This is a genomic window from Bordetella genomosp. 4, from assembly GCF_002261185.1.
Classification (GTDB): Bacteria; Pseudomonadota; Gammaproteobacteria; order Burkholderiales; family Burkholderiaceae_B; genus Bordetella_A.
This window is the reverse complement of the sequence record NZ_NEVQ01000013.1, coordinates 540,806-567,620: the sequence shown is the minus strand read 5'-3', so window position 1 is coordinate 567,620 and position 26,815 is coordinate 540,806. Positions and strand designations below refer to the sequence as shown.

The 26,815-nt window shown below is 60.7% G+C and carries 21 protein-coding genes; 12 read left to right on the top strand and 9 right to left on the bottom strand.

Annotation, left to right across the window (positions count from 1 at the left end; all coding sequences use genetic code 11):
- Positions 1-31: 31 nt before the first annotated feature.
- From CAL20_RS12895 to CAL20_RS12875, 5 genes are all read left to right on the top strand, one after another.
- A complete protein-coding gene (locus tag CAL20_RS12895; protein ID WP_094821545.1) occupies positions 32-1,147 on the top strand; it encodes a high-affinity branched-chain amino acid ABC transporter substrate-binding protein in 1,116 nt (371 codons plus the stop codon).
- Between the two features lie 107 nt (positions 1,148-1,254).
- Complete coding sequence (gene livH / locus CAL20_RS12890; protein ID WP_094838045.1) at positions 1,255-2,181, top strand: high-affinity branched-chain amino acid ABC transporter permease LivH; 927 nt, start codon at positions 1,255-1,257, stop codon at positions 2,179-2,181.
- Positions 2,181-3,416 carry a high-affinity branched-chain amino acid ABC transporter permease LivM gene (locus CAL20_RS12885; protein ID WP_176456516.1) on the top strand — a complete coding sequence of 412 codons (1,236 nt, stop codon included), beginning with the start codon at positions 2,181-2,183 and terminating at the stop codon, positions 3,414-3,416. The genes livH and CAL20_RS12885 overlap by 1 nt, the downstream gene beginning before the upstream one ends.
- The gene (livG, locus tag CAL20_RS12880) at positions 3,413-4,180 is read left to right on the top strand and encodes a high-affinity branched-chain amino acid ABC transporter ATP-binding protein LivG (protein ID WP_094821542.1); all 768 of its coding nucleotides are present in this window, start codon (positions 3,413-3,415) and stop codon (positions 4,178-4,180) included. Before CAL20_RS12885 ends, livG begins: the two co-directional genes overlap by 4 nt.
- Complete coding sequence (locus CAL20_RS12875; protein ID WP_094822092.1) at positions 4,180-4,881, top strand: ABC transporter ATP-binding protein; 702 nt, start codon at positions 4,180-4,182, stop codon at positions 4,879-4,881. Before livG ends, CAL20_RS12875 begins: the two co-directional genes overlap by 1 nt.
- 74 nt (positions 4,882-4,955) lie before the next feature.
- Here CAL20_RS12875 and CAL20_RS12870 read toward each other — a convergent pair whose 3' ends face one another.
- Positions 4,956-7,022 carry a M3 family metallopeptidase gene (locus tag CAL20_RS12870; protein WP_094838044.1) on the bottom strand — a complete coding sequence of 689 codons (2,067 nt, stop codon included), beginning with the start codon at positions 7,020-7,022 and terminating at the stop codon, positions 4,956-4,958.
- A gap of 145 nt (positions 7,023-7,167) precedes the next feature.
- On the opposite strand from CAL20_RS12870, the gene CAL20_RS12865 reads away from it, so the two are divergent.
- Entirely contained in the window at positions 7,168-7,644 is a 477-nt protein-coding gene (locus CAL20_RS12865) for a hypothetical protein (RefSeq protein ID WP_094838043.1), read from the top strand.
- A gap of 64 nt (positions 7,645-7,708) precedes the next feature.
- Here CAL20_RS12865 and folD read toward each other — a convergent pair whose 3' ends face one another.
- Genes folD through CAL20_RS12850 form a run of 3 tightly spaced genes read right to left on the bottom strand, consistent with a single transcriptional unit; the run spans position 7,709 to position 10,967 of the window.
- On the bottom strand, positions 7,709-8,593 hold the full coding sequence (folD, locus tag CAL20_RS12860; RefSeq protein WP_094838042.1) for a bifunctional methylenetetrahydrofolate dehydrogenase/methenyltetrahydrofolate cyclohydrolase FolD: 885 nt from the start codon (positions 8,591-8,593) through the stop codon (positions 7,709-7,711).
- Entirely contained in the window at positions 8,590-9,216 is a 627-nt protein-coding gene (locus CAL20_RS12855) for a response regulator transcription factor (protein ID WP_094821538.1), read from the bottom strand. Before CAL20_RS12855 ends, folD begins: the two co-directional genes overlap by 4 nt.
- Positions 9,213-10,967, bottom strand: coding sequence for a PAS domain-containing sensor histidine kinase (locus CAL20_RS12850; RefSeq protein WP_094821537.1), 1,755 nt, complete (start codon positions 10,965-10,967; stop codon positions 9,213-9,215). The genes CAL20_RS12855 and CAL20_RS12850 overlap by 4 nt, the downstream gene beginning before the upstream one ends.
- A 314-nt stretch (positions 10,968-11,281) precedes the next feature.
- Here CAL20_RS12850 and aceE point away from each other — a divergent pair, with 314 nt between their 5' ends.
- Genes aceE through CAL20_RS12830 form a run of 4 tightly spaced genes read left to right on the top strand, consistent with a single transcriptional unit; the run spans position 11,282 to position 18,265 of the window.
- The gene (gene aceE, locus CAL20_RS12845) at positions 11,282-13,990 is read left to right on the top strand and encodes a pyruvate dehydrogenase (acetyl-transferring), homodimeric type (RefSeq protein ID WP_094821536.1); all 2,709 of its coding nucleotides are present in this window, start codon (positions 11,282-11,284) and stop codon (positions 13,988-13,990) included.
- Positions 13,991-14,002: 12 nt separating this feature from the next.
- The gene (gene aceF / locus CAL20_RS12840; RefSeq protein ID WP_094838041.1) at positions 14,003-15,661 is read left to right on the top strand and encodes a dihydrolipoyllysine-residue acetyltransferase; all 1,659 of its coding nucleotides are present in this window, start codon (positions 14,003-14,005) and stop codon (positions 15,659-15,661) included.
- A 9-nt stretch (positions 15,662-15,670) separates the two neighbouring features.
- The gene (gene lpdA / locus CAL20_RS12835; RefSeq protein WP_094821534.1) at positions 15,671-17,500 is read left to right on the top strand and encodes a dihydrolipoyl dehydrogenase; all 1,830 of its coding nucleotides are present in this window, start codon (positions 15,671-15,673) and stop codon (positions 17,498-17,500) included.
- A gap of 30 nt (positions 17,501-17,530) precedes the next feature.
- Positions 17,531-18,265: an IclR family transcriptional regulator gene (locus CAL20_RS12830; RefSeq protein WP_094821533.1), complete on the top strand. Its 735-nt coding sequence runs from the start codon at positions 17,531-17,533 to the stop codon at positions 18,263-18,265.
- A gap of 514 nt (positions 18,266-18,779) precedes the next feature.
- Here the strand turns inward: CAL20_RS12830 and CAL20_RS12825 are convergent.
- The 5 genes from CAL20_RS12825 to CAL20_RS12805 all read right to left on the bottom strand — a co-directional run bounded on the left by CAL20_RS12825 (position 18,780) and on the right by CAL20_RS12805 (position 24,316).
- Positions 18,780-19,946, bottom strand: a complete 1,167-nt coding sequence (locus CAL20_RS12825; protein WP_094838040.1) for an acyl-CoA dehydrogenase family protein — start codon at positions 19,944-19,946, stop codon at positions 18,780-18,782.
- 96 nt (positions 19,947-20,042) lie between these two features.
- Complete coding sequence (locus CAL20_RS12820) at positions 20,043-21,317, bottom strand: CaiB/BaiF CoA transferase family protein (RefSeq protein ID WP_373558294.1); 1,275 nt, start codon at positions 21,315-21,317, stop codon at positions 20,043-20,045.
- A 108-nt stretch (positions 21,318-21,425) separates the two neighbouring features.
- The gene (locus CAL20_RS12815) at positions 21,426-22,397 is read right to left on the bottom strand and encodes a Bug family tripartite tricarboxylate transporter substrate binding protein (RefSeq protein WP_094838039.1); all 972 of its coding nucleotides are present in this window, start codon (positions 22,395-22,397) and stop codon (positions 21,426-21,428) included.
- A gap of 84 nt (positions 22,398-22,481) precedes the next feature.
- Positions 22,482-22,901 carry a cupin domain-containing protein gene (locus CAL20_RS12810; protein ID WP_094838038.1) on the bottom strand — a complete coding sequence of 140 codons (420 nt, stop codon included), beginning with the start codon at positions 22,899-22,901 and terminating at the stop codon, positions 22,482-22,484.
- Positions 22,902-23,431: 530 nt separating this feature from the next.
- A complete protein-coding gene (locus CAL20_RS12805) occupies positions 23,432-24,316 on the bottom strand; it encodes a LysR family transcriptional regulator (protein WP_094838037.1) in 885 nt (294 codons plus the stop codon).
- Positions 24,317-24,427: 111 nt separating this feature from the next.
- Here CAL20_RS12805 and argC point away from each other — a divergent pair, with 111 nt between their 5' ends.
- Both argC and folC read left to right on the top strand, forming a co-directional pair.
- The gene (argC, locus tag CAL20_RS12800; protein WP_094838036.1) at positions 24,428-25,390 is read left to right on the top strand and encodes an N-acetyl-gamma-glutamyl-phosphate reductase; all 963 of its coding nucleotides are present in this window, start codon (positions 24,428-24,430) and stop codon (positions 25,388-25,390) included.
- Between the two features lie 112 nt (positions 25,391-25,502).
- On the top strand, positions 25,503-26,810 hold the full coding sequence (folC, locus tag CAL20_RS12795) for a bifunctional tetrahydrofolate synthase/dihydrofolate synthase (protein ID WP_094838035.1): 1,308 nt from the start codon (positions 25,503-25,505) through the stop codon (positions 26,808-26,810).
- The last annotated feature ends 5 nt before the right edge of the window (positions 26,811-26,815 follow it).

Below are 26,815 nucleotides of genomic sequence, written 5' to 3'. Positions count from 1 at the left end.
GCTGTCCATCCTTATCGCCGGAGAATATCGAATGAAGCTTCTGCATCGCGTTAACCCCATCGCTTTGGCCCTGGGTTCGTTGCTGTTGGCTGGCGCTGCCCATGCAGCCGACACCATCAAGATCGGCATGCCCCAGCCCATGACTGGCCCCAATACTCAGTATGGGACGCAGATCCAGGCCGGCGCGCTGACCGCCATTGAAACCATCAATGCACAAGGCGGCGTCAAGGGCAAAAAGCTCGAAGCCATCCTGATCGATGACGGCTGCGAGCCCAAGCAGGCCGTGCCTGCCGCGAACCGCGTAGTCAACTCCGGCGCCAAGTTCGCCGTGGCGCACGCGTGCTCGGGTGTTACAGTGCCCGCAGTGAACGTCTATGAACAAGAAGGCATCGTTGCCATCACCCCGGGCGCGACGTCGCCGCTGGTGACGGACACGATCAAGCCGCATTTCTTCTTCCGCACGATCGGCCGCGATGACCAGCAAGGCCCGTTCGCCGCGAATTACATCGCAAAAACGCTCAAGCCCAAGAAAGTCGCCGTGCTGCACGACAAGCAGACTTACGGCTCGGGCGTGGCCTCGCAAGTGAAGGCCTCTCTGGAAAAAGAGGGTGTGAACATCGCCCTGTACGAGGGCATCAACGTTGGCGATAGCGACTATTCGGCCGTGATCACCAAGCTCAAATCCGCGGGCGTAGATCTGGTCTATTTCGGCGGCTATCACCCCGAACTCGGCTTGTTGCTGCGCCAGTCGCGCGAACAGGGCCTGACCGTGCAGTTCATGGGCCCCGAGGGCACCGCCAACCAGGATCTGGTGGCAATCGCCGGTCCGGCCATCGAAGGCTTGCTGGTCACGCTGCCGGCTGACTTTACCAAGATGCCCGGCAACGAAGGCATCGTGAAGGCCTTCAAGGACGCCAAGCGCGATCCGGACGGCGCGTTCCAGATGCCGGCCTACGCCGCTGTGCAAATCCTGGCCAAGAGCATCGAAGCCGTGGGCGAAGATCCCGCCAAGGTTGCGGACTACATGCACAGCCATTCGTTCGATACCGGTATCGGTAAAGTCGAATACGACGCCAAGGGCGACCTGAAGGACTTTGAGTTCGCCGTATTCAAGTGGGACAAGGACGGTAAGAAAACCCAGCTGTAAACACGCGAAGCTCTGGCTATCCGCTAGGGCTTGTCCGCACGCCCAGGTTTCCGGCTCCGGGTTGTTGTTACCGGGGCCGGTGCCATTTGGAGCATAGGTAATTATTCATGTCAGACCTTATCCCTCAACTCACCCAGCAGATCTTTAACGGTCTGTCTCTGGGCGCGATTTACGCGTTGATCGCCATCGGCTACACAATGGTCTATGGCATCATCGGTATGATCAACTTTGCTCACGGCGAGATCTATATGATCGGCGCCTACGTGGGCCTGGTCACATTGACCGCGATCGGCACAGGCAGCGGTTTGCCTCTGCCGTTTATCGTAGCTGCCATGCTGCTGGTGGCGATTGTGGTGACCGGTATCTATGGCTTCAGTGTCGAACGCGTGGCCTATCGGCCGGTACGCGGCAGCCAACGGCTGGTGGCGCTGATTTCCGCTATCGGTATGTCGATTTTTCTGCAGAACTGGGTCGCATTGGGCCAGGGCGCACGCGATATGGCGGTGCCGTCGCTGGTGTCAGGATCGCTGCAGTTCCACATGGGTACGAACTTTGATGTCACGCTGCCGTATTCGCGCATCATGATTATTGTGGTGACGGTGCTGTTGATGATCGCGCTGTCGCTGTTCATTAAATACTCGCGTATGGGCCGTGCATCGCGCGCTTGCTCGCAAGACATCCACATGGCCAATCTGCTGGGTATCGACACCAACCGGGTGATTTCCTTCACCTTTGTTCTGGGCGCGATGCTGGCGGCGGTAGGTGGCGTGTTGATCGCTATCACGGTCGGCAAGCTCAATCCCTTCATCGGCTTTCTCGCCGGGATCAAGGCGTTCACGGCGGCGGTGCTGGGCGGTATCGGCAGCATTCCCGGCGCGATGCTGGGCGGGGTGTTGCTGGGGCTGGCAGAGACGCTGGCGGCAGCCTATATCTCGTCGCAGTACAAGGACATCGTGGCTTTTGCGCTGCTGGTCTTGATTCTGCTGTTCCGCCCGACCGGGCTGCTCGGCAAACCTGAGGTGGAAAAAGTCTGATGGCTAATAACACGATAAAGAACGCTTTCATGGCGGCCGTGTTGACGGCTGTCATTGTGATGCCGGTGTTTGGGCTGCAACTGATTCGTCAGGGCGCGCAAACCCATCTGGAATCCCGCTGGGACCTGGTGGCTTTGGCCGCCGCAGTGGTGTTCGTTTTCCAACTTTTGCGCCCGTGGTTGGCGGTGCCGTTCCGGCGCCTGAAAACCAGCGTGCCGGTATTACCGGCGGCACCGACCAAAGGCCGTAAATGGATCTTTGTCCTGCTGATCGCGGCGGCGGTGATCTGGCCGTTTTTCAGCGGCCGCAGTTCGGTGGATATCGCCACGCTGGTGCTGATTTACGTGATGCTGGGCTTGGGCCTGAACATCGTGGTGGGCTTTGCAGGGCTGTTGGATCTAGGCTTTGTGGGCTTTTATGCGGTGGGCGCGTACACGTATGCCTTGCTGTATCACTGGGCCGGCTGGGGCTTTTGGGAGGCGCTGCCTTTCTCCGGCGCCATGGCGGCGTTGTTCGGTTTTCTGCTGGGATTCCCGGTGCTGCGCTTGCGCGGGGATTATCTGGCGATTGTGACGCTGGGCTTTGGGGAAATCATTCGCCTGTTGCTGATCAATTTGAATTTCTTCACGGGCGGTCCGGATGGGATTTCGGGGATTCCGAAACCTACCGTCTTTGGCTTTGAGATGGCGCGCCGTCCGAGCGAAGAGGGCACGCAGACCTTTCACCAGTTGATGGGCTGGACGTTCGATAACCAGCACATGGTGAACTATCTGTATTTGATGGCTTTGGCGCTGGCGCTGGTGACCTTGTTCGTATCGACGCGCTTGATCCGCATGCCGGTAGGACGCGCCTGGGAAGCTCTGCGCGAGGACGAAATCGCTTGCCGTTCGCTGGGGCTGAACCCGACGCGGATCAAGCTGTCGGCCTTTACGCTGGGCGCGATGTTTGCCGGTTTTGGCGGCGCTTTTTTTGCGGCCCGCCAAGGCATGGTGAACCCGGAATCCTTTACCTTCATCGAGTCGGCATTGATCCTGGCGATCGTGGTGCTGGGCGGGATGGGGTCGCAGGTGGGCGTCATTCTCGCGGCGATTCTATTGACCGTGCTGCCCGAGGTGGCGCGCGAGTTTGCCGAGTACCGGATGCTGATGTTCGGTCTGGTAATGGTGTTGATGATGATGTGGCGTCCACAAGGGTTGTTGCCCATGAAGCGTCCCCACGTGGAGCTGGATAAATGAGTGAAGCCTTGTTGAAAGTATCTGGCCTGACGATGCGGTTCGGCGGTTTGTTGGCCGTCGACAGCGTCGGGTTCGAGGTCAAGCGTGATGAGGTTTTCGCCATCATCGGTCCTAATGGCGCGGGCAAGACGACTGTGTTCAACTGCGTGGGCGGTTTTTACAAGCCGACCGGCGGCGAGATCATCATGGATGGCAAGCCCATCACCGGTTTGCCCAGCCACAAGGTGGCGCATCATGGGTTGGTGCGCACTTTCCAGAACGTGCGCTTGTTCAAGCAGCTGACAGTGTTGGAAAACCTGTTGGTTGCGCAGCACACGCAGGTGGAGTCGCGCCTATTGCCTGGGCTGTTGAAGCTGAAGTCGTATCGCCAGTCGGAGGCTGACGCGTTGCAGCGTGCGGCGCAGTGGCTGGATTTCATGGGACTGCGCGAATACGCCAACCGCGAGGCGGGCAATCTGGCCTATGGCCACCAGCGCCGTCTGGAGATCGCGCGCTGCATGATCACCAAGCCTCGTCTGTTGATGTTGGATGAGCCCGCAGCGGGCCTGAACCCTCAGGAAAAGCGCGATCTGCAGCATTTGATCGACCAGTTGCGTCGCGAGTTCGGTGTGGCGGTGTTGTTGATCGAGCACGATATGAGCCTGATCATGGGCATCTCGGACCGGATTCTGGTGATGGAACACGGCAAGCCTATTACGACGGGCACGCCGGATCAGGTGCGCAACGACGAGCGCGTCATCAAAGCGTACCTGGGGGAAGAATGATGCTGAAGCTGGACAATATTCATACCTACTATGGTGCGATCCAGGCGTTGAACGGCGTGTCGGTCGAGGTCAATCAAGGTGAGATCGTCACGTTGATCGGCGCGAACGGTGCGGGCAAGACGACGTTGTTGATGACAGTGTGCGGGAATCCTCGGGCGCGTTCCGGGACGATCACGTTCGAGGGCGAGGATATTACGCACAAGGAAACGCATCACATCATGCGTAGCGGGATCGCGATTTCGCCCGAGGGCCGTCGGGTGTTCAAGGATCTGACGGTGGCGGAAAATCTGATGATGGGGGGCTTTTTCGCTGACCGTCATGCGATCGAGGCGGGGCTCGAGCACGTGTATAAGCTGTTCCCTCGTCTGAAGGAGCGGGCTTCGCAGCGTGCGGGGACCATGTCTGGCGGGGAACAGCAGATGCTGGCGATTGGGCGGGCGTTGATGACGCAGCCTAAGTTGCTGTTGCTGGATGAGCCTACGCTGGGCTTGGCGCCGCTGATTATTGCGCAGATCTTTGAGATCATCCGGACGATACGGTCCGAGGGCGTGACGGTGTTCTTGGTCGAGCAGAATGCGAACAAGGCGCTGCAGGTGGCGGACCGAGGGTACGTGTTGGAAAACGGCAAGGTCGTGCTGCAGGATACGGGGGCGAACTTGCTGGTTAACGATGCAGTGCGGAAGGCTTATCTCGGAGCGTGACGGTCAGAGAGCCCTATGATGCGCCTGCAAGCGGCGTCGGTCTTCAGGCTCTCTGATGTGACGAGCGCGGCAGGTCAGTTCGCCATGCCGCTGTGGCGCAGCAGGGCGTCGATCCGTGGGGCGCGGCCGCGGAAGGCGGCAAAGGATTCCGCTGCGGGACGGGCGCCGCCAACGGCGAGGATTTCTTTGCGGTAGCGTGCGCCGGTGACAGGATCCAGGGTGCCCGCCGTGCTGTTTGCGTTGGCTTGGGCGGCTTCTTCGAATGCCTCGTAGGCGTCGGCGGACAGGACTTCGGCCCACTTGTAGCTGTAGTAGCCAGCGCCATAACCGCCTGCGAACAGGTGGGAGAAGGCGTGGGGGAAGCGGTGCCAGGCGGGCGGGAATAAGACGGCGACTTCTTTGCGGACTTGCTGTAGCAGGTCCATGGTCTGCGCGATGGTCGCGCCGTCGGTGCGGCTATGCAGCAGCATATCGAATAGTGCGAATTCGATTTGACGCACGGTCTGCATGCCGCTTTGGAAATTGCGGGCGGCGACGAGTTTGTCGTACAGCGCACGTGGCAGGGCCTCGCCGCTGGTGACGTGGGCAGAGAGGCGTTGTACGACGGGCCATTCCCAGCAGAAGTTCTCCATGAACTGCGAGGGCAGTTCGATGGCGTCCCATTCGACGCTGGAGAATGCCGAAGCGCCGGGCTCGTCGACTTCGGAAAGCAAGGCATGCAAGGCATGGCCGGTTTCGTGGAACAGCGTGATGACGTCGTCGTGGGTGAGCAAGGCGGGCTTGCCGTCGCCGGGGCGAGCAAAGTTGCAGGTGAGGTACACGACCGGCGTCTGGACATGATCGCCTAGACGGCGGCGGCTGCGCTCACTGTCGACCCAGGCGCCGCTTTGTTTGCCGGCACGGGCGTAGAGGTCCAGGTACAGGTGGCCGATCAGCGCACCCTCGGGCGATTCGACGCGCACGCCTCGTACGTCGGCGTGCCAGCGCGAGACGTCGGTTTCGCGCAGGCGTACGCTGAATAGGGACTCAATGACCTGGAACAGGCCTTCGAGGACACGCGGCTCGGTGAAGTACTGTTTGATCTCGTCTTCGGAGTAGGCATAGCGCGTCTCGCGCAGGCGCTCGGAAGCGTAAGGAATGTCCCAGGGCTCGAGCTCGGCCAGCCCGAGTTCGCTGGCGGCAAAGGCCTTGATCTCTGCCAGGTCGCGTTCGGCGTAGGGGCGGGCACGTGATGCGAGGTCGCGCAGAAAACCGGTGACCTCGTCGGCATCGCGGGCCATGCGGGTTTGCAGGCGCAACGCGGCAAAGGTGCCAAAACCCAGCAGGCCGGATTCCTCGGCGCGCAGGGACAGCAGTTCCTCGATCAGGGGGGAATTATCAAAGCGGGTGTCGCCTTGTTCAGAGGCTACGGTGCCATAGGCGCGATACATCTGTTCGCGCAGGCTGCGGTCGCGTGCGTATTGCATGACGGGCAGGTAGCACGGCATTTTCAGAGTCAGTTTCCAGCCGGTATCGTGTCCATCATCCTGAGCAGCCTGGCGAGTGGCCTGCAACACATCGGCAGGCAACCCTGCGAGGCGGGATTCGTCCTCGACGAGCAGCGACCAGGCGTCGATGGAATCGAGAACGTTTTCCGAGAATTTTTGCGACACCTGCGCCTCGCGGTCGGAGATCTCGGCATAGCGCTCGCGCGCTTCGCCTTGCAGTTCGACGCCGCTCAGCCGGAAATCACGCAACGCCAATTCGATCACCCGGCGCCGCACTGGATCCCAGCTATCGAAATCGCTGGCGGCACGCAGGCGTTGGTATTGCTTGTACAGTCCCTCGTGCAGGCCCACCCAGGTCGAAAACTCAGTCACCAGCGGCAGGGCAGCGTTATAGGCCTCGCGCAATTCCGGCGTGTTGACCACGGCATTCAGATGGCCCGCGACCGACCAGGCGCGCCACAGGCGCTCTGAAGCGGTATCCAGCGGTTGCACCACAGATTCCCAATTGGCCGGCAAGCCCGGATCCGCCGCTGCATCAACAGCCTGTCGCGCGCCGGCCAGCAGTTCTTCGATGGCGGGCACGATGTGCGCGGGCTGCACGGTGGCATAGTCGATCAGGTCGGAGACGGGGGCAAGCAGGGGATTTTGAGTCATGTGCGGTGTCGCTGCGGATGAGACGGATATGCGATAAAGATGAGGGCGTTTGTGCGGAAAACAAGGGCAGTCCTGCGGGAGGAACTCGCCGACGATAAAATGCCCTCTGTGCTGCACAGCTTATCGCAGTTCAGAGGCGTTTGGGATGATCGATATTGTGGTGAAGACGCTGATGTGGGGGACGTCTTCGGTTTTGCTATTGGCTTATTTCTTTGGCGTTACGCTGAGAAAACCGTTCAAAACGGTGGCTGTGCATTTTTTGATGGTGCTGGCTGTGCATGTCGTGCTGAGTGCAGCGGCGATCCTGCTCACGAAACATGGTCAGGGCATCAAGTCTTTAGGGCTGCGGGGTTCCCCGGGCGTGGCAGCGGCACTGCTGCTCGGCATCAAGCTATACATGGCGGTCTTGATGATTTTTCTGCTCAATTTTTTCGCCGCCCTGGCGCAAAGAGGTGTGAGCGCAATGGCGAAATTTCACACCACGCATAATGCCGCCAATCTGGATCGCCAGCCTGTGCGAGGGTTCTTGCGTCATCAGCAGCCCATCGTCAGGGGATATCAGGCCCTGTTCATGACGGGCGGCGTGTTCATGCTGTGGGCGTTGTGGTTCCGATTTCGATAGGAACTTGAGGCGATAGTCAACGATGCCAGGAATTTATGATGATCCCCGGCATCGTTGCCACATATCAGGCAGCCGCTCGTTCAGCCGCCTCAACGGTATTCACCAGCAGCATGGCAATGGTCATAGGTCCAACCCCACCCGGCACTGGCGTGATAGCACCAGCGACTTCACGCGCCGAAGCAAAATCCACGTCTCCGCAGAGCTTGCCGTCGGCGCCGCGGTTGATGCCGACGTCGATGACGACCGCACCCGGTTTGATCATGTCGCCGGTGATCATGCCTGGCTTACCCGTTGCGACCACCAATACATCCGCACGTCGCGTCTGCGCGGCCAGATCACGGGTTTTGGAATTGCAGATCGTGATGGTGGCGCCGGCCTGCAGCAGCAACATGGCCATGGGCTTGCCCACGATGTTGCTGGCGCCCACGATGACAGCCTCGGCGCCACGCAGGGTGACGCCCTCGGATTCCAGCATCTTCATCACGCCGTAGGGCGTGCAGGGGCGAAACAAGGGCTGGCCTGTCATCAGCAGCCCGGCATTGCTGATGTGAAAACCGTCCACGTCCTTTTCGGCGGCGATCGCTTCGATGACCTTGTGGCTGTTCATGTGCGGCGGCAGCGGCAGCTGAACCAGAATGCCGTGAATCGACGGGTCGCGATTGAGCGCATCAATGCGGGCCAGCAGATCGGCCTCGGTCATGTCCGCGGGGTACTGCTCTTTGATCGAGTGCAGGCCGGCCTTTTCGCAAGCAGCGACCTTGTTGCGTACATAGACCTGCGAGGCGGGGTCTTCGCCGACCAGCACGACGGCCAGACCGGGACGGGTTCCCTTGGCGGCGAGGGCCTGCACACGTTGTGCGACCTCTTCGCGGATGCGTTGCGACAGAGCGGTGCCGTCAATGATGCGTGCGCCTTGGACGGCGGGTGTAGAAGGGTCCTGCAGGGTCATGCGTGTGCCTCGGGTTTTGCCAGCGCGACTTTCATCAAGTCGGCGACAGTGGTGACTTCCAGTTTTTCCATGATGTTGGCGCGATGCGCTTCCACCGTTTTGATGCTGATGCCCAGATCGTCGGCGATCTGCTTGTTCAGACGGCCGGCGACGATGCGTTCCAATACCTGCTGCTCGCGCGCGGTCAGGCGGGCCAGCATGGCTTCGTGGTCCTTTTGAGCCTGGAACTGGCTGATGCGCTGGGTCGCTTGCTCGAGCATGCGGGCCACGATCTCGCGCAGATCCGATTCATTGAAAGGTTTTTCCAGAAAATCGACCGCGCCCTTTTTCATGGTCGATACCGCCATGGGAACATCGCCGTGACCGGTGATGAACACGATGGGCAGCGGGGCATTGCGGGCCAGCAGTTGCTCTTGCAACTCGAGGCCGCTCATGCCGGGCATACGCACGTCGGCGATCAAGACGCCGATCTGGCTGGGATCATATTCCTCGAGAAAGGTCTCGCCACTGGCGAAAGCGCGCACGCGATAACCGTTGGCTTCGAGCAGCCAGCGCAATGAATCGCGTACCGCTTCGTCGTCATCGACAATGAATACCGTGCTCGACTGGGGGGGGGTGTTCATGCGTGCAACTCCTCAGGCTGATCGTTCTGTGCGGGCTTTTCAGGCACCGCGCAGGGCAGTGTAAAGCGGAAAATAGTACCGCCGGCGGGATTCGGATCCGCCCACAGGCGGCCATGGTGCGATTCGATAATGGTACGGCAGATATTCAGACCCATGCCCAGGCCCTGGGTCTTGGTGCTGAAGAAAGGCTCGAACAGACGCTCGGGATCGGTCAGGCCATGGCCACGATCCACGACAGCGACTTCGATGTGCTGTTCATGCGGAATGACCGCGACCTTGAGCTCGTCGGAATCGCTCTTGTCCATGGCCTCCAGGCCATTTTTCAGCAGATTGAGCAATACCTGTTCGATCAGAATCGGGTCGGCCAGCACGTCGGGCGCGTTGGACGGCACAAACGAATCAATGCGGATGCGGCGTTTGCGTGCGTCGATCTCGGCAAAACCGATGGCATTGTCGACGATGCGGCTGATCGGCACGCGCTGGCGGCGCGGCTCGCTGCGTTTTACGAATTCGCGGATACGGCTGATGATCTTGCCGGCGCGCTCGGCCTGCGACGCGGCCTTTTCCAGTGCGGGCAGCAGCATGGTCGGGCTGGTGTGGCCGGCTTTGACCAAAGCGACCGCGCCCATGCTGTAGTTGGCGATGGCAGTCAGAGGCTGATTCAGCTCGTGAGCCAGGGACGAAGCCATCTCGCCCATGGTGGTCAGGCGGCTGGTGAGCTGGATCTTTTCCTGCTGGATGCGCGAGGCTTCTTCGTGGTCGCGGCGCTCGGTAATGTCGCGTGCGACCTGCATGCGTACGCGGCGGCCATCGGTCCAGGCCAACATACGGTGGTGCACCTCGAACCAGCGCTGTACCGAGGGCGCAAATATCTCGATCGCCTCATCGGTGAAGCGGCCGCGGCGTCGTGCCAGCAGTTCGTTGTGGCCGCCGGTCTGCGCGCCGAACACGCGGCGGTAAGTGCGGTTGGCGAATAGCAGTTCGAGGCCGTCATGAGTGTCCGCAGTCACGGAAATCGCGTCGTCGAGCCCTTCGAGCACGGTCATGAAACGTTCATGCGCGGCGGTCAGGGCCTCGCGAATGCGCTTGGGCTCGGTGATGTCCGTCATCGAGGTCATCCAGCCGATCTGCGTGCCATTGGGGTCGAGCAGCGGCGATACATACATCCGAGCAGTAAAGCGCGAGCCGTCGCGGCGCTGGGCTTCGATTTCGAGTCCGCTGCTGGGGGTTTTGCCCGAGGTCAGCACATCGAGCGTGTGCTGGTGCTGCTCGTGCCGCCCCGGCACCCAATAGGGGAAAGGGGGACTGCGTCCGATGAGATCCGCCTCGTTCCAGCCGATCATGCGGCAGAACGCGGGATTGACATAGGCGATGCGGCCCTCCATATCGAGTACGCGCATCCCCGTGGACATGGAGTTTTCCATGGCGCGGCGAAAACCGGTCTCGGCAATCAGCGCGGCCTCGGCAGTAGAGCGGAAACGGGTGTAACGCCACAGCATCAGCAAGCTGATGATGATCACACAAGACAGTGCCAGCACGACCCAGATCAGACGCTGTTGGCGGACCTCCTGGTCGATCGTGACGAACATGACGCTGTCGTCGTGCAGGCGCTGCAGCCAGAAAAACGCACCCATTACGCACAGGTACAGGATCAACACCACCGCTGGCGTGACCCAGTACACGCCCCGCCGGCGTTTGCGAGCGTGGTCGTGAAACGAATTGGGAATGCTGGATTTGTAAGGGCTGGACATGACAGTCGGCACGTATAGACCCGGCATTTTAGAGCGTGTTGCGCCTGTGTGCGCAGAGTAGGGTGCTGCGGTCTGTCATGATGAGGAAAATAGATTCAGGAATTTGTCATTATTCCGCATTATGAAATGCCGTACCGCAACATGAAATTTTCACGCAGACAGGTTAATCTTCGCGTTTCGTACTTGCTGCCTGACGCGATAGCATTGAGCGTTCAGGCGGCAAGACACGCCCCGGCCAGGAGCCGGACCCCTTTGGATTGCCCGGTCCATGACATTGGAGCGGGCCTGCTCAGAACTCCCACAGGAGACATACGATGTCCTCTAATGCCCAGGCTAGCGCGCTATCGGCCGCCAACGACGAAGACACTCTAGAAACCCAAGAGTGGCTTGAAGCCCTGGCTGCCGTACTCGACCGCGAAGGTCCCGAGCGTGCCCATTACCTGCTGGAACGCCTGATTGACGAGGCCCGTCGTTCGGGGGCGCATATCCCATTTTCGCCCAACACGGCCTATGTCAACACCATTCCGCCTGGACTGGAGCCGGCCCATCCCGGCAACCTGGAGCTGGAATCCCGTATTCGCTCCTATGTGCGCTGGAACGCCATGGCCATGGTGGTCAAGGCCAACAAGCATAACCCGCCCGACGGCGGCGATCTGGGCGGCCACATTGCCTCGTTCGCCTCGCTGGCCACCATGATTGGCTGCGGTCAGAACCATTTCTGGCATGCCGAGAGCGAAGACCACGGCGGCGACCTGGTGTATTTCCAGGGCCACACCTCGCCGGGCATGTACGGCCGCGCCTACCTCGAAGGCCGTCTGACCGAAGAGCAGCTCAACCATTTCCGCCAAGAAGTCGACGGCAAGGGCCTGTCCTCGTATCCGCATCCGAAGCTGATGCCCGATTTCTGGCAGTTCCCGACGGTGTCGATGGGCCTGGGCCCGCTGATGGCGATCTACCAGGCCCGTTTCCTGAAATACCTGCATGCCCGCGGTCTGGCCGACACCAGCAAGCGCAAGGTCTGGGTATTCTGCGGCGACGGCGAAATGGACGAGCCCGAGTCGCTGGGCGCGATTGCGCTGGCCGCTCGTGAAAAGCTCGACAACCTGATCTTCGTCATCAACTGCAACCTGCAGCGTCTGGACGGACCGGTGCGCGGCAACGGCAAGATCATCCAGGAACTCGAAGGCGATTTCCGCGGATCGGGCTGGAACGTGATCAAACTGATCTGGGGCGGCTACTGGGATCCGCTCTTGGCGCACGACAAAGAGGGCATCCTGCGCAAGATTATGGAAGAAACCGTCGACGGCGAGTACCAGGCGTACAAGGCCAACGATGGCAAGTTCGTGCGCGAACACTTCTTTGGCAAGCACCCCAAACTGCTGGAAGCCGTCTCGCGCATGAGCGACGAGGACATCTGGCGCCTGAACCGTGGCGGCCACGATCCGCACAAGGTCTACGCGGCATTCAAGGCGGCCAGTACGCACACCGGCCAACCCACCGTCATTCTGGCCAAGACCATCAAGGGCTACGGCATGGGCCACGTGGGCCAGGCCAAGAACCCGACTCACCAGCAAAAGAAACTCGAGCTCGAGTCGATCCGCGAATTCCGCGATCGTTTCGCGATTCCGATTCCCGACGACCAACTCGAAAAACTGCCTTATTTCAAGCCGGCCGAAGACTCGCCGGAAATGAAGTACCTGCACGAACGCCGCAAAGCGCTGGGCGGCTACCTGCCTGCGCGCCGCGCCAAGGCCGACGAGCAGCTCAAGGTCCCGACGCTGGACGCATTCAAGGCTGTGCTCGAACCCACCGCCGAAGGCCGCGAGATCTCGACCACGCAGGCGTTTGTGCGTGTGTTGAATCAGATCCTGCGCGACAAGGACCTGGGTTCGCGCGTCGTGCCTATCCTGGCCGACGAGTCGCGGACTTTCGGTATGGAAGGCCTGTTCCGCCAGATCGGTATTTATGCACCGGAAGGGCAGAAGTACGTGCCGGTCGATAAAGACCAGGTCATGTACTACAAGGAATCCGCCGACGGCCAACTGCTGCAGGAAGGCATCAACGAAGCCGGCGCGATGAGCTCGTGGATTGCCGCGGCCACGTCGTACTCGACGAACAACCGCATCATGGTGCCGTTCTACATCTATTACTCGATGTTCGGCTTCCAGCGCATTGGCGATCTGGCTTGGGCGGCAGGCGATATGCAGGCGCGCGGCTTCTTGCTGGGCGGCACTGCTGGCCGCACCACGCTGAACGGCGAGGGCTTGCAGCACGAGGATGGTCATAGCCATATCCTGGCCTCGACCATTCCGAATTGCGTGTCCTATGACCCGACGTTCGGCCACGAGCTGGCCGTGATCATCCAGCACGGCTTGAAGCGCATGGTCGAAGACCAGGAGAACGTGTACTACTACCTGACGGTGATGAACGAAAACTACCCGCAGCCCGGTCTGACCAAGGGCGACGAGGAAGGCATCATCAAGGGGATGTACAAGCTCAAATCCCATGGCAAGGGCAAGACCCGCGTGCAACTGATGGGCTCCGGCACCATCCTGCGCGAAGTCATGGCGGCTCAGGAACTGCTCGAAGCCGACTGGGGCGTCGCCTCGGATCTGTGGAGCGTGACCAGCTTTACCGAGCTGCGCCGCGATGGCCTGGATGCCGATCGCCACAACCTGCTGCACCCGGAACAGAAAAAGCCGCAGGTGCCCTATGTCACGCAGCAGCTCGAAAAAACCGAAGGCCCGATCATCGCGTCGACCGACTACATGAAGTTGTTCGCCGACCAGATCCGTCCGTTTGTGCCGAAGGACCGCACCTATCGCGTACTGGGCACCGATGGTTTCGGCCGTTCGGATTTCCGCTACAAGCTGCGCGAGCACTTCGAGGTCGATCGCCATTTCGTGGTGTTGGCCGCATTGCGCGCCCTGGCCGACGAGGGCAAAGTCCCCGCTGCCAAGGTCGCCGAGGCCATCAAGAAATACGGCATCAACCCGGAAAAAGCCAACCCGCACCACGCTTGAAGGTAAACAGACATGAGCAAACTCGTGGAAATCAAGGTACCCGACATCGGTGATTTCAAAGAAGTCGAAGTCATCGAAGTTCTGGTCGCGGCGGGTGACACGATCAAGGCCGAACAAAGCCTGATCACCGTCGAGTCCGACAAGGCATCGATGGAAATCCCGGCGTCGGCCGGCGGCGTCGTGAAGTCCGTCAAGGTCAAAGTCGGTGACAAGGTTGCCGAAGGCACCGTCATCCTGGAAGTCGAGGCGGGCGAAGCGTCGGCTGACGCCGCGCCTGCAGCAGCCCCTGCGGCCGAGGCCGCTCCGGCGGCAGCGCCTGCAACTGCTGCCGCACCGGCGGAACAGGACCAGAAAGGCGGCGGCCTGGTGGAAGTTGCCGTGCCCGATATCGGCGATTTCAAGGAAGTCGAAGTCATCGAAGTCATGGTCGCGGTGGGCGACACCATCAAGGCCGAACAAAGCCTGATCACCGTCGAGTCCGACAAGGCCTCGATGGAAATCCCGGCGTCGGCCGGCGGTGTGGTCAAGGAAATCAAGACCAAGGTGGGCGACAAGGTGTCCAAGGGCACCGTGATCGTGGTAGTGGAAAGCGGCGCCGGCTCCGCGCCTGCAGCAGCCGCGGCACAGCCCAGCGCACAGCCCGCAGCCGCTGCCGCCGCACCGGCTGCCAGCACCCCTGCGCCTGCCGCAGCACCTGCTGCATCGGCTGCCAAGCCCGCGCCTACTGCCGCGCTCGAAGATCCGGGTCTGAAGCCCGGCCAGTTGCCGCATGCGTCGCCCTCGGTGCGCAAGTTCGCGCGCGAGCTGGGCGTGAACCTGAGCAAGGTCAAAGGCTCCGGCCCGAAAGACCGCATCACGGCCGACGACGTGCGCGCCTTCGTGAAGCAAGCCTTGGCGGCTCCGGCTGCAGCGGCTTCTGGCGGCGCCGACGGCGCTGCGCTGGGCCTTCTGCCGTGGCCGAAGATCGACTTCACCAAGTTCGGTCCGATCGACGCCAAGCCGCTGTCGCGCATCAAGAAAATCTCGGGTGCAAACCTGCATCGCAACTGGGTCATGATCCCGCACGTCACCAACAATGACGAAGCGGACATCACTGACCTGGAAGCCTTCCGCGTGACCTTGAACAAAGAGAACGAAAAAGCCGGTGTCAAAGTCACCATGCTGGCGTTCTTGATCAAGGCCGTTGTTTCTGCGCTGAAGAAATTCCCCGAGTTCAATGCGTCGCTCGATGGCGATCAATTGATCTACAAGCAATACTTCCATATCGGTTTTGCTGCCGACACGCCTAACGGTTTGGTCGTGCCGGTCATCCGCGATGCGGACAAGAAAGGCATTATCGAGATCGCCAAGGAAATGGGCGAGCTGTCCAAGAAGGCTCGCGAAGGCAAGATCTCTCCCGCCGAAATGCAGGGCGGCTGCTTCTCGATTTCGTCGCTGGGCGGGATCGGCGGCACGCACTTCACGCCCATCATCAATGCGCCGGAAGTCGCCATCCTCGGTGTGTCGCGTTCGGCGCAAAAGCCCGTCTGGGACGGCAAGCAGTTCGTGCCGCGCCTGACGATGCCGCTGTCGCTGTCCTATGACCATCGTGTCATCGACGGTGCCGCTGCCGCGCGTTTCAATGCGTACTTGGGTCAGTTGCTGGCCGACTTCCGCCGCATCTTGCTGTAAGGAGGCCTCATGAGCACACTGGTTGATATCAAGGTACCCGACATCGGTGACTTCAAGGAAGTCGAGGTCATCGAGGTGCTGGTTGCCGCGGGCGACACGATCAAGGCCGAACAAAGCCTGATCACGGTCGAATCCGACAAGGCCTCCATGGAAATCCCCGCGTCCGCAGGCGGCGTGGTGAAATCCGTGCAGGTCAAGGTCGGCGACAAGGTCGCCGAGGGCACGGTGATCCTGCAGGTCGAGGCTGCTGAGGCGGCGTCGGCGGACGCGGGCAAAGCCGCAGCACCCGCGGGCGGCAATGCCCAGGCCGAGACGAAAGCGAGCGGCAACGCGTCGCAGGCCTCGTCTGCGCCGGCACCGGCACCGGCGGCTGCCGCGGCTGACAAAGCCCCGGCGCCGACGGCGGCGTCGTACAGCGGCTCCGCAGATCTGGAATGCGACATGCTGGTCCTGGGCGCAGGCCCCGGCGGCTATTCGGCGGCTTTCCGTGCAGCAGACCTGGGTCTGTCCGTCGTGCTGGTCGAGCGTTACGAAACGCTGGGTGGTGTCTGCCTGAACGTAGGCTGCATTCCGTCCAAGGCGCTGTTGCACAACGCAGCCGTCATCGATGAAGCACGTGCGCTGGCTGCGCACGGGATCAGCTTTGGCGAACCCAAGATCGATCTGGACAAGCTGCGCGGCTACAAAGACAGCGTGGTGGCGAAGCTGACTGGCGGCCTGGCCGGCATGGCCAAGGCGCGCAAGGTCAAGGTGGTCACGGGTGTCGGCGAGTTTGCCGATCCGCACCACTTGTCGGTCAAGAGCGCTGATGGCAAGACACAGACCATCCGTTTCAAGAACGCCATCATTGCGGCGGGCAGTCAATCGGTGAAGCTGCCGTTCCTGCCCGATGACGAACGTATCGTCGACTCGACCGGGGCATTGCAGCTGCGCGAGATTCCGAAAAAAATGCTCATCATCGGCGGCGGGATCATCGGCCTGGAAATGGGCACGGTGTATTCCACCTTGGGCGCGCGTCTGGACGTCGTGGAAATGCTCGACGGCCTGATGCAAGGTGCGGATCGTGATCTGGTCAAGGTCTGGCAGAAAATGAACGCCGACCGTTTTGACAACATCATGCTCAAGACCAAGACCGTCGGCGCCGAAGCGAAGAAAGACGGCATTTACGTCAGCTTCGAAGGCGAGGGCGCACCGAAAGAACCACAACGCTATGACCTGGTGTTGCAGGCGGTGGGCCGCAGCCCGAACGGCAAGAAAATCGCCGCCGACAAGGCCGGTGTTGCCGTGACGGATCGCGGCTTTATCGAAGTCGATCGTCAAATGCGCACCAATGTGCCGCATATTTATGCGATCGGCGACATCGTGGGCCAGCCCATGTTGGCGCACAAGGCCGTGCACGAAGGCCATGTGGCTGCAGAGGCTGCGGCAGGCCAGAAGTCGTTCTTCGATGCCCGTGTGATCCCGTCGGTAGCCTATACCGATCCGGAAGTTGCATGGGTCGGCTTGACCGAGGACGAGGCCAAGAAACAGGGTATCAAGGTCGAAAAGGGCCTGTTCCCCTGGGCGGCATCGGGCCGCGCGATTGCGAACGGCCGCGACGAGGGCTTTACCAAGCTGCTGTTCGATGCCGAAACGCACCGCATTCTGGGTGGCGGCATTGTCGGCACGCATGCGGGCGATTTGATCAGCGAGATCGCGTTGGCGATCGAGATGGGCGCGGATGTAGTCGATATTGCCAAGACCATCCATCCGCATCCGACGCTGGGCGAGTCTGTCGGTATGGCGGCTGAAGTCGCGGAAGGCGTGTGCACGGATTTGCCTCCGATGCGCAAGAAGTAATCCTTTCGTGAACGCCTGTTTGCCCAGCCCATGAGCGTCAAGACAGCGCTGCGCGTCATCGAGATCATAGAAACCTATGCTCGCGAGCGGCGCGCGTTGCCCTTGTCGGAGCTGGCGCGCCTATTGGGCGTGCCGGTTTCGAGCTGTCTGGCGCTGATTCGTACGTTGGCCGATCTCGGCTATTTGTACGAGACAGGACGTCGGCAGGGTTATTACCCTACGGGTCGGCTGCTGGCGATGGCGCAACGCATCGCCGCGTCTGATCCGGTCCTGGACCGTGTTTATCCCAGCTTGGTCGAACTGCGCGATGCGACGCAGGAAACGATTGTGTTCGGCAAGCTCAGCGGAGACGGCAAGGTTGTCTATCTGGATGTGCTGGATTCTCCGCATACCATTCGCTATGCCCCGGTAGCGGGCGAGTTTCGCGAGGTGCATGCGAACTCTTTAGGCAAGGCGTTGCTGTCTGTCCTGGATACGAAGGCTCGGCATGCGTTGCTCAATAGCTATTCTTTGACTCGCTATAACGAGCGTACCTTGACCTCCATCGAGGCCGTTGATGCCGACCTCGAATTGTCTCGGCAGCGGGGGTGGTTCATGAATCTCGGTGAGTCGATTTCCGACGTTTGCGCACTGGCTTGGCCTGTGACATTGTCGGGGGAGACGTATGCGATTTCTGTGGGGGGGCCGGTTTATCGGCTGGAGCCTCGGCAGGAGGAGTGTGCTCGGATATTGAGGGCGGCTTGTACGGGGTTGGAGCAGGGATAGGGTTTTTGCTTGCGGTGAGGGGTTCTATTGGTCGTCGAGCCGAGGCAATCGGCCCGGCCGGGCTTTACAAAGTCGGTCCGGCGCGCGGGCGCCGGACACCGTGTTCGCTCACCTCGTCCGGCCCGTTCGGGCCTACCTACGGTGTCCGCTCCACTCGACTTTGAGGCGCCCGGCCGGGCCGATTGCCTCGGCTCGACTGGCAGCAATTAGAATTCTCTGCATCGCTGGCACGACTTTCTTGCTTGGCGTTTTTTTGCCGCCGCAATGGTAGAGAGAAAGATCTTGCGGTGCTGCTTTCGGCGGCCGCCCTGCGCGGCCACCTCAAGCTATCGGTCCGGGCATGCGGGAGGGGGGGGCGTGGTGCCTGGTTGGAAGATCTGTTTGGCTGCGTTGAGGCTTGCGACGATGATGCGGGGAGGGTCTCTTTGGAGACTCGTTGATTGCATGCCTGCGCCTCGCAGGAGGTCCGTCAGTACTCTCTAATCTTCAACACCAATAGTCTCTCCACGCCGATTCAATAAGACTTTGGCAAACCCAGCACCTTCTCCGCTATGAAGCACATGATCAATTGCGGGCTGACCGGTGCAATGCGCGGGATATAGCTCTCCCGCAATAAACGTTCAACGTGGTATTCCTTGGCATAGCCCATGCCACCCAGGGTGAGTACGGCTGTCTGGCAGGCATTATGTCCCGCCTCTGCAGAGAGATACTTGGCCGTATTGGCGTAGGGGCCGCAGGCCAAGCCGGCGTCGTACATGCTGGCTGCTTTGAAGACCATTAGATTGGCTGCTTCCAATTGCATCCATGCTTGGGCCAAGGGATGTTGAATACCTTGGTTCTGTCCGATGGGGCGTCCGAATACGGTGCGTTCGCCCGCATACTGCACGGCTCGATCGAGGGCGGCGCGGCCTATGCCGACGGCTTCGGCGGCGATGAGGATACGTTCGGGGTTCAGGCCGTGCAAAATGTATTCAAAGCCTCGGCCTTCTTCACCGATGCGGTCTGCGACGGGGATGCGCAGGCCGTCGATGAACAACATGTTGGAGTCGACGGCTTTGCGGCCCATTTTGTCGATTTCGCGGACTTCGATTTTGCTGCGGTCCAGGTCGGTGTAGAACAGCGACAGGCCCTGGGTGGGTTTGGCGACGTCGGCCAGCGGCGTGGTGCGGGCCAGCAGCAACATCTTGTGAGCGACTTGTGCGGTCGAGATCCAGATTTTGCGGCCATGGACAATGTACTCGTCGCCATGACGTTCTGCTCGCGTGGAAAGTTTGGTGGTGTCCAGGCCTGCATCGGGCTCGGTGACAGCAAAGCAGGCCTTTTCGCGGCCAGCAATCAACGGTTCGAGCCAGCGCTGGCGCTGTTCGTCGCTGCCAAATACGACTACCGGATTCAAGCCAAAGATATTCATATGCACGGCTGATGCGCCGGCAAAACCCGCGCCTGAGGCGGCGATGGTTTGCATCATCAGCGCGGCTTCTGTCATGCCCAATCCGGCGCCGCCATACGCTTGCGGCATGGCAATGCCTAACCAGCCATCGCGTGCCAGATCAGCATGAAAGTCATGGGGAAAACCGCCGTCGCGATCTCGTTCGAGCCAGTATTCATTGGAATAGCGCTCGCACACGCGTTCAATTGCATCGCGCAACGCCAGTTGATCGGATGAAAATTCAAAGTCCATGTCGAAGTTCCTCTGTCGGCCCGCGACGCCCGAGTATGGCGGCGCGGTGTGTGTCTTTCTGGTGCCACGTTTTCTGAAGCAGGTCGTCGATAACCCTCACGTACGTCTGGCTTCCTGCGTGGCTCGCGCGGCAATCAGTGCGTCAATCTCGGCATCGGTGCAACCGGCTTCGCGCAGGATCTCCCGGCTGTGTTCTCCCAAGCGGGGCGCAGGCCGGCGTATGGTGGTCGGGGTGCGCTCGTAGCGTCCCAGCGGCGCGGTCGTACGCAATTTTCCCTCGGTCGGATGGTCTAGTTCGCGAATAAAACCCGTGCTCTGCAGATGTGTGTCTCGAATCAGATCGTCTACTGAATAAAGGTGCGCCGCGGGAATGTCTGCTTGCGTCAGGTCTGCGAGCCATTCGGCACTGCTGCGCGTACGCATGATTTCGGCCACAAAGGCATACGCCTCATCAATATGACGAGCGCGAGCGGTGTGGCTGCTAAAACGCGGGTCTTGCTCCAACTCGGACCGGCCGATTAATGCAAAGAAATTTCGCCAGTGCTTGTCGTTGTAAATCAGCAGGCACAAATAGCCGTCTGCGGTTGCGTAGGGGCGCCGATGCGCGGCGAGCAGGCGGGCATAGCCGGTAGGACCCAGCGCTGGCTCGAATGTCGCGCCGCCCAGGTGATCGCCCAGCACCATATGGGCCATGCCTTCGAACATGGGGATTTCAACCGATTGGCCTTGGCCTTGCGCACGAGCATGCAGGACGGCGGACACGAGCGCGATGGCCACATGCAGGCCAACGGCGCGATCTGCCAGCGTCAATGGCGCATAGCGCGGAACGTCGCCACTCTGTTGGCGAAACAGATCCGCAATGCCTGTTTGTCCCTGGATCAAATCATCATAAGCAGGTCGCCCCGCATAGGGGCCGGCCTCGCTGAAACCATAGGCGCCAATATAGACCAGGCGCGGGTTGCGGGCGGACACGGCCTCGTACGATAGGCCTAGTCTCGCCATGGCTTGAGGCCGGATGTTGTAGAGCAGCGCATCGCAGTTCTCTGCCAGCTTTAGACACGCTTCGCGGCCCGCTTCGGTTTTCAGGTCCAGCACGATGGACCGTTTATTGCGATTCAAATGCAGGTACAAATGTCCCATGCCGGCGTTGCGCATCGGGCCGACGGCCCGCATGTTGTCGCCAGCGGGAGATTCGACTTTGATCACGTCTGCGCCCAGGTCACCCAATACCTGCGTGGCATACGGGCCCATGACGACTGAGCTCAAATCCAGAATGCGTACGCCGGACAGCGGACCGGTGTTCACAGGTGATGAGCCTGCGTCAATGTCAGATGTCGGCCCGTTGCGGGCGGGTGCGTCATCATGCTGCATAGTGTTCGAATCTCTGTGGTTTGCTGGCGCCGTACACTTCGTCAACACGCATCAATGCAGGTGCAGAGGGCGAGGCGCAATCTGTATATCTCTGTAAAAACAGCGCGATCATTGCGCCTGGATCCCTGCGTCTTTAATCAGTTTCCCCCAGAGGTCGCGTTGTTCGCTGACGAAGGCGGCGAAACTTTCGGGTGTGCCGCTAAACGCGTCGAACCCGAGATCTGCCAAGCGTTTACGCACGTCGGGTTTGTTGACGATCTGGTTGATGGCGGCATTGAGTTTGGTCACGATCTCCGGCGGCAACCCCGCCGGGCCGAAATAGCCGTTCCATGAGTTCAAATCAAAATCGCTCACGCCGGCCTCACGCATCGAGGGCAGGTCTGGCACGATGGTGCTGCGTTCTGCCGTGGACACGGCCAATGCGCGCAGTTGGCCGGATTGCACGAACGGCAGGCCCGAGGCCAGATCAGTAAACATGATGTTGACCTGGCCGCCGACGAGATCGGTCAGAGCCTGCGGGGTCCCTTTGTAAGGCACATGCAGAATGTCGATGCCGGCGCGATGCGCCAGGGTGCCGCCTGCGACGATGCCTGTGCTATTGCCACTGGCATAGGTGACTTTGCCCGGATTTTTGCGGGCGTAGTCGATGAGTTCCTTTACCGTGGTGTAGGGCTGTTTGGGATTGGCCACCAACAGAAATGGCAAGTTGCCGCCACGTGCAATCGGCGTGAAATCCTTGACCGGGTCGTAGGGGACGTTCTTCATCAGGAACGGTGCGGCGGAATGCGAGGTGTTCGTGGTGACGAACAAGGTGTAGCCGTCGGGTTTGGCGCGTGCGACGTACTGTGCGGCGATGGTGGCGTTGGCGCCGGGTTTGTTTTCCACGATCACTTGTTGACCCAGTATCTGGCCTAGTTCGGCGGCAAAGATCCGGCCTACCGCATCGGTGCCGGATCCTGCGGGAAAGGGCACGATCAGCGTGATCGGTTTTTCAGGATAGGCGGCTTGGGCGGGGGACGTGAATACGGACGCAAGTGCGATGCTGCATAGCGCCGCGGCGCGTAGGATGCGTAACAACATGGGGTCTCTCTCCGGTTGGTGGATGGCTGCGGCTCTGTGATGGCGGTTTAGCTGGCCGTGGCCGCTGGGCCGGGTGGCAGGGTATTACGTGGACGCTTTTCCCGTTGCGGGGGCTGGGAAACCGCGTATTACGCGATCTGGTGATTCTTCGTAGGGCGGCGAGTAGATGACCAGCAAACGCACGGGGGTGTCGCTGGTGACGGTGAAAACGTGCGGGATGTCCGGGGGGAAATAGCAGCAGTCGCCAGCGACCATGTCGGCGGATTCGTCACCGACTTGCGCGCGGGCGGTGCCTTCTAGCAGATAACAGACTTGCTCGATGCCGGGGTGCGCATGGGGTAGGGCGCCTTGGCCTTTTTCTATTACGCCTAATAGGACTTCTACGTGTTTGGCGCCGACGTTTTCTCGGCCGATCAGACGGCGGTTGAGGGTGCCGGTGTGGTTGGCGGGGTGGTAGCCGGGGACTTGGGATTCGCGGACTAGCCAGGTGGGGAGGTTGGGCATGATTGGATGGTTGAATTTTATGAGTGTGAAAATTATTTCATGGATGTGAAATGTTGGGCAAGGGGGTTTTCCCGGGCAGCGGAATGATTTGTTTACGGGGGGAGAGGGTTCTGTTGGTCGTCGAGCCGAGGCAATCGGCCCGGCCGGGCTTCACAAAGCCGGTCCGGCGCGCGGGCGCCGGACACCGTGTTCGCTCACCTCGTCCGGCCCGTTCGGGCCTACCTACGGTGTCCGCTCCACTCGACTTTGAGGCGCCCGGCCGGGCCGATTGCCTCGGCTCGACTGGCAGCAATTAGAATTCTCTGCATCGCTGGCACGACTTTCTTGCTTGGCGTTTTTCTGCAGCCGCGATGGCAAAGAAGAAGATCTTGCGGTGCTGCTTTCGGCGGCCGCCCTGCGCGGCCACCTCAAGCTATCGGTCCGGGCATGCTACGGGGGGGGGGCGTGGTGCTTGGTTGGAAGATCTGCTTGGCCGCGAGTGAGGCTTGCGGCGATGGTGTCTGGCCACTAGCTGGCAAAACAACTGGATTTCACTGCTGCTGTAAATCCCACAAAGCCGCCAACATATGCCGTGTAACGGGCTCGCTCAGTTGCTCGCGATAAGCGACGCCTAATTGCCGCCACAAAGCCGGTCGCAATGGCCGCATGAGAATGCGTTCATCCGGCGCTGGCGCGCCCGCCTCGTGAGGCAGCAATGTCCCACCGTAACCTGCACCGACGAGGCTCTTGATGGCGTCGTTGTAGTTCAACGCGATGCGGGGAACAGGCCGCAGGCCGACCTTGGCAAACCACTGTGTGGTCAATCGAGACAGGTGGGTGCCGGGGTCGTTCAGGATGAGCGGCCGTTCGGCCATCCAACGCGGGGTGATATGAGCAGGTGCACGCCAGGCCGCTGGCAGGAATGCCACAACGGGATCACGCCGCCAGGGCTGGATGGTCAGGCCTGCAACCTTGGACTGGGGCAAGGCGACGATGCCGATGTCGAGCGATCCGTCGCTCAATTGCGCAAGGGTTTGTTGCGAGGTCAGGACTGCGATTTGTACGTCAATGGCTGGATGCGATTGCGCTAAAGACGCCAGCGCTCGCGGCAGTAAATGAGCGATGACGCCGGTGGACGCTCCCAGACGGACGCGGCCCGCCAGACCTTGGGCCTGGCGTGATACGTCATCCAGCGCATGCGTCACGTCCGCCAGCAGCTTTCGTGCATGGTCGATCAGGCTCTCGCCAATGGCCGTGGGGCGTACATGGCCCTTGGCCCGGGACAGCAGTTGTGCGCCTACGCGCTGCTCCAGTTCGCTGATGTGCAGGCTGACCGTGGGCGGCGCCAGGTGCAGCAATGCCGCTGCCTTGGCGAACGAACCCTGGTCAGCAATCGTGACGAGCGTGCGCAACTGATCCAGGTTGATTTCCCGCATGATGCCTCACAGGTCAGAATTTCTGAATAAATAGATTATTAAATTCAACTTTTCTAATTCTACGGTCGGAGGCACGATAAACGCCATCGAACTTTCACCAGGATCATTGCGATGACCATCCCTCATGTTTTTATCGACGGCGACCAAGGCACGACGGGCCTGCAGATCCATGCGCGCTTGCAGGGGCGCGGCGATATCGTCATTGACACTTTGCCGGCGGCTTATCGCAAGGACCCGCAACGTCGCGCCGAGGCGTTGAACGCCTGCGATATTGCCATTTTGTGCCTGCCCGACGCGGCGGCGCGCGAGGCGGTGGCGCTGGTTAAAAATCCCGACGTGCGCATCATCGACGCCAGTTCGGCCCATCGCGTCCAGGATGGCTGGACCTATGGATTTCCGGAGTTGAGCGCCGATCAATCGCGTCTGATTGCGCAGTCCAAACGCGTCACGAATCCGGGTTGTTATCCTACGGGCGCTGTCGGCCTGCTATCGCCTTTGGTGACGGCGGGCTTGCTGCCGTCTGACTATCCCCTGGCCATTCACGCTGTGTCGGGGTATTCCGGCGGCGGGCGCGCGGCTGTCGAACGGTACGAGGGCGTCGATCCGCACAGAGCAGGGAGCAGCGGCAGCCAACAGTCCAGCAGCCTGCCCGCGTTCCAGATCTATGGCTTGCCGCTGCAACATAAACACGTCCCGGAGATTCAACGTTATGCCGGCTTGGCATTGCCGCCGGTTTTTGTGCCGGCGTACGGGTCTTATCGCCAGGGGATCGTGCTCACTATTGCGTTACAACAACGGCTGTTGCCCGCGGGTGCGGATGCCGAGGCGGTGCACGCCTGCCTTGCCGATCATTACGCGGGTGCGCAACACGTGCGTGTGTTGCCGCAAGCCGGGTCTTCCGCGTTGCAGGCCCTGGACCCCCAGCGTTTGAATAACACCAATAATATGGAGCTTGCTGTTTTCTCCAATCCCGAGCATGGCCAGATTCTTTTGACAGCAGTATTCGATAACCTGGGTAAGGGGGCTTCGGGGGCAGCGGTGCAGAACCTGGATTTGATGCTGCAAGCGGCGTAGTTTTCGCCTGGGCCGACCAGTCGCCGAATCCATCAACGGCAACAGGGACTATGCCCCGGTAGGCCAACGCGGCTGTTACACTGCCGCGTCTTCGCCTTTTTCGAATATTTTCATGTCTGCCCCCCGTTTAGACGCCGCCACGCCGTTGCCTCAGTGGCTGCAGTACCTTGAATCCATTCACAGCAAGGCTATCGATCTGGGGCTGGACCGGGTCAAGCAGGTGGCGGACCGCCTGGCATTGCAACTGAACGGCGTGAAGTTCGTCGTCGGCGGCACCAATGGCAAGGGCTCGACCTGTGCCATGCTCGAGGCCATCTTGCTGGCCGCGGGCTATCGGGTGGGCTTGTACACCTCGCCGCACTTGATCGATTTCAATGAACGCGCCCGGGTCAACGGCGAGATTGCCAGCGACGCTGCGTTGACCGAGCAGTTTGCCGCAGTCGAAGCGGCACGCGGCGAGATTACGCTGACCTATTTCGAGTTCACCACGCTGGCAATTTTGCGTTTGTTTGCGCAGTCGAATCTCGATGCCATCGTGCTCGAGGTGGGTCTCGGGGGGCGTCTGGATGCCGTCAATATCGTTGATGCCGATTGCTCCATCATCACCAGCGTCGATCTGGATCATACCGACTGGCTGGGCGATACCCGCGAAAAAATCGGCTGGGAAAAGGCCCATATCTACCGCAACGGCCGGCCGGCCATATGCAGTGATCCGCAGCCGCCACAATCGTTGCTGGACTACGCCGCAGAGATCGGCGCCGATCTGTGGCTGTTTGGTAAAGACTTCAACTATTCCGGCGATCGCCAGCAATGGGCCTATGGCGGCCGCGGCCAGCGCCGCAATGCATTGGCCTATCCCGCATTGCGGGGCGCAAATCAATTGCTGAATGCGTCCGCTGCACTGGCCGCACTGGAGTCGGTGCGCGACCGTCTGCCCGTGCCCCAGCAAGCCGTCCGCATCGGTCTGTTGCAGGCATCGGTGCCGGGCCGATTCCAGATTTTGCCCGGTCAACCCACCATCATTCTGGATGTCGCGCACAACCCGCACGCGGCGGCAGTGCTGGCGCAAAACCTCGATAACATGGGTTTTCATCCCTACACCCATGCGGTCGTCGGCATGCTCAACGACAAAGATGTCGACGGCGTGCTGGCCAAGATGCTGGGGCGTATCGATCACTGGTATTGCGCAGGGTTGCCAGGGCCCCGCGGAGGCAGCGGGGACGACCTCGCCAAGCACGTCTCATCTGCCATCGAGACGGCTCCGGCTGATTCCGACGGCCCTACTGTGCAAGCGTACGCCGACCCCGCGGCAGCGTTCGCTGCGGCCCGTGAACGGGCAGGCGAGGGTGATAGAATCGTGGTGTTTGGCTCGTTTCTCACCGTTGCCGCGGTTTTGCAGGCACTGGGTCGCAAAATTTAAGGTTT

Excerpts from the sequence above, each read along its gene's own strand:
- CAL20_RS12895 (WP_094821545.1), top strand. The coding sequence starts at position 32 with ATGAAGCTTCTGCATCGCGTTAACCCCATCGCTTTGGCCCTGGGTTCG.
- livH (WP_094838045.1), top strand. The coding sequence starts at position 1,255 with ATGTCAGACCTTATCCCTCAACTCACCCAGCAGATCTTTAACGGTCTG.
- CAL20_RS12885 (WP_176456516.1), top strand. The coding sequence starts at position 2,181 with ATGGCTAATAACACGATAAAGAACGCTTTCATGGCGGCCGTGTTGACG.
- livG (WP_094821542.1), top strand. The coding sequence starts at position 3,413 with ATGAGTGAAGCCTTGTTGAAAGTATCTGGCCTGACGATGCGGTTCGGC.
- CAL20_RS12875 (WP_094822092.1), top strand. The coding sequence starts at position 4,180 with ATGCTGAAGCTGGACAATATTCATACCTACTATGGTGCGATCCAGGCG.
- CAL20_RS12870 (WP_094838044.1), bottom strand. The coding sequence starts at position 7,022 with ATGACTCAAAATCCCCTGCTTGCCCCCGTCTCCGACCTGATCGACTAT.
- CAL20_RS12865 (WP_094838043.1), top strand. The coding sequence starts at position 7,168 with ATGATCGATATTGTGGTGAAGACGCTGATGTGGGGGACGTCTTCGGTT.
- folD (WP_094838042.1), bottom strand. The coding sequence starts at position 8,593 with ATGACCCTGCAGGACCCTTCTACACCCGCCGTCCAAGGCGCACGCATC.
- CAL20_RS12855 (WP_094821538.1), bottom strand. The coding sequence starts at position 9,216 with ATGAACACCCCCCCCCAGTCGAGCACGGTATTCATTGTCGATGACGAC.
- CAL20_RS12850 (WP_094821537.1), bottom strand. The coding sequence starts at position 10,967 with ATGTCCAGCCCTTACAAATCCAGCATTCCCAATTCGTTTCACGACCAC.
- aceE (WP_094821536.1), top strand. The coding sequence starts at position 11,282 with ATGTCCTCTAATGCCCAGGCTAGCGCGCTATCGGCCGCCAACGACGAA.
- aceF (WP_094838041.1), top strand. The coding sequence starts at position 14,003 with ATGAGCAAACTCGTGGAAATCAAGGTACCCGACATCGGTGATTTCAAA.
- lpdA (WP_094821534.1), top strand. The coding sequence starts at position 15,671 with ATGAGCACACTGGTTGATATCAAGGTACCCGACATCGGTGACTTCAAG.
- CAL20_RS12830 (WP_094821533.1), top strand. The coding sequence starts at position 17,531 with ATGAGCGTCAAGACAGCGCTGCGCGTCATCGAGATCATAGAAACCTAT.
- CAL20_RS12825 (WP_094838040.1), bottom strand. The coding sequence starts at position 19,946 with ATGGACTTTGAATTTTCATCCGATCAACTGGCGTTGCGCGATGCAATT.
- CAL20_RS12820 (WP_373558294.1), bottom strand. The coding sequence starts at position 21,317 with ATGCAGCATGATGACGCACCCGCCCGCAACGGGCCGACATCTGACATT.
- CAL20_RS12815 (WP_094838039.1), bottom strand. The coding sequence starts at position 22,397 with ATGTTGTTACGCATCCTACGCGCCGCGGCGCTATGCAGCATCGCACTT.
- CAL20_RS12810 (WP_094838038.1), bottom strand. The coding sequence starts at position 22,901 with ATGCCCAACCTCCCCACCTGGCTAGTCCGCGAATCCCAAGTCCCCGGC.
- CAL20_RS12805 (WP_094838037.1), bottom strand. The coding sequence starts at position 24,316 with ATGCGGGAAATCAACCTGGATCAGTTGCGCACGCTCGTCACGATTGCT.
- argC (WP_094838036.1), top strand. The coding sequence starts at position 24,428 with ATGACCATCCCTCATGTTTTTATCGACGGCGACCAAGGCACGACGGGC.
- folC (WP_094838035.1), top strand. The coding sequence starts at position 25,503 with ATGTCTGCCCCCCGTTTAGACGCCGCCACGCCGTTGCCTCAGTGGCTG.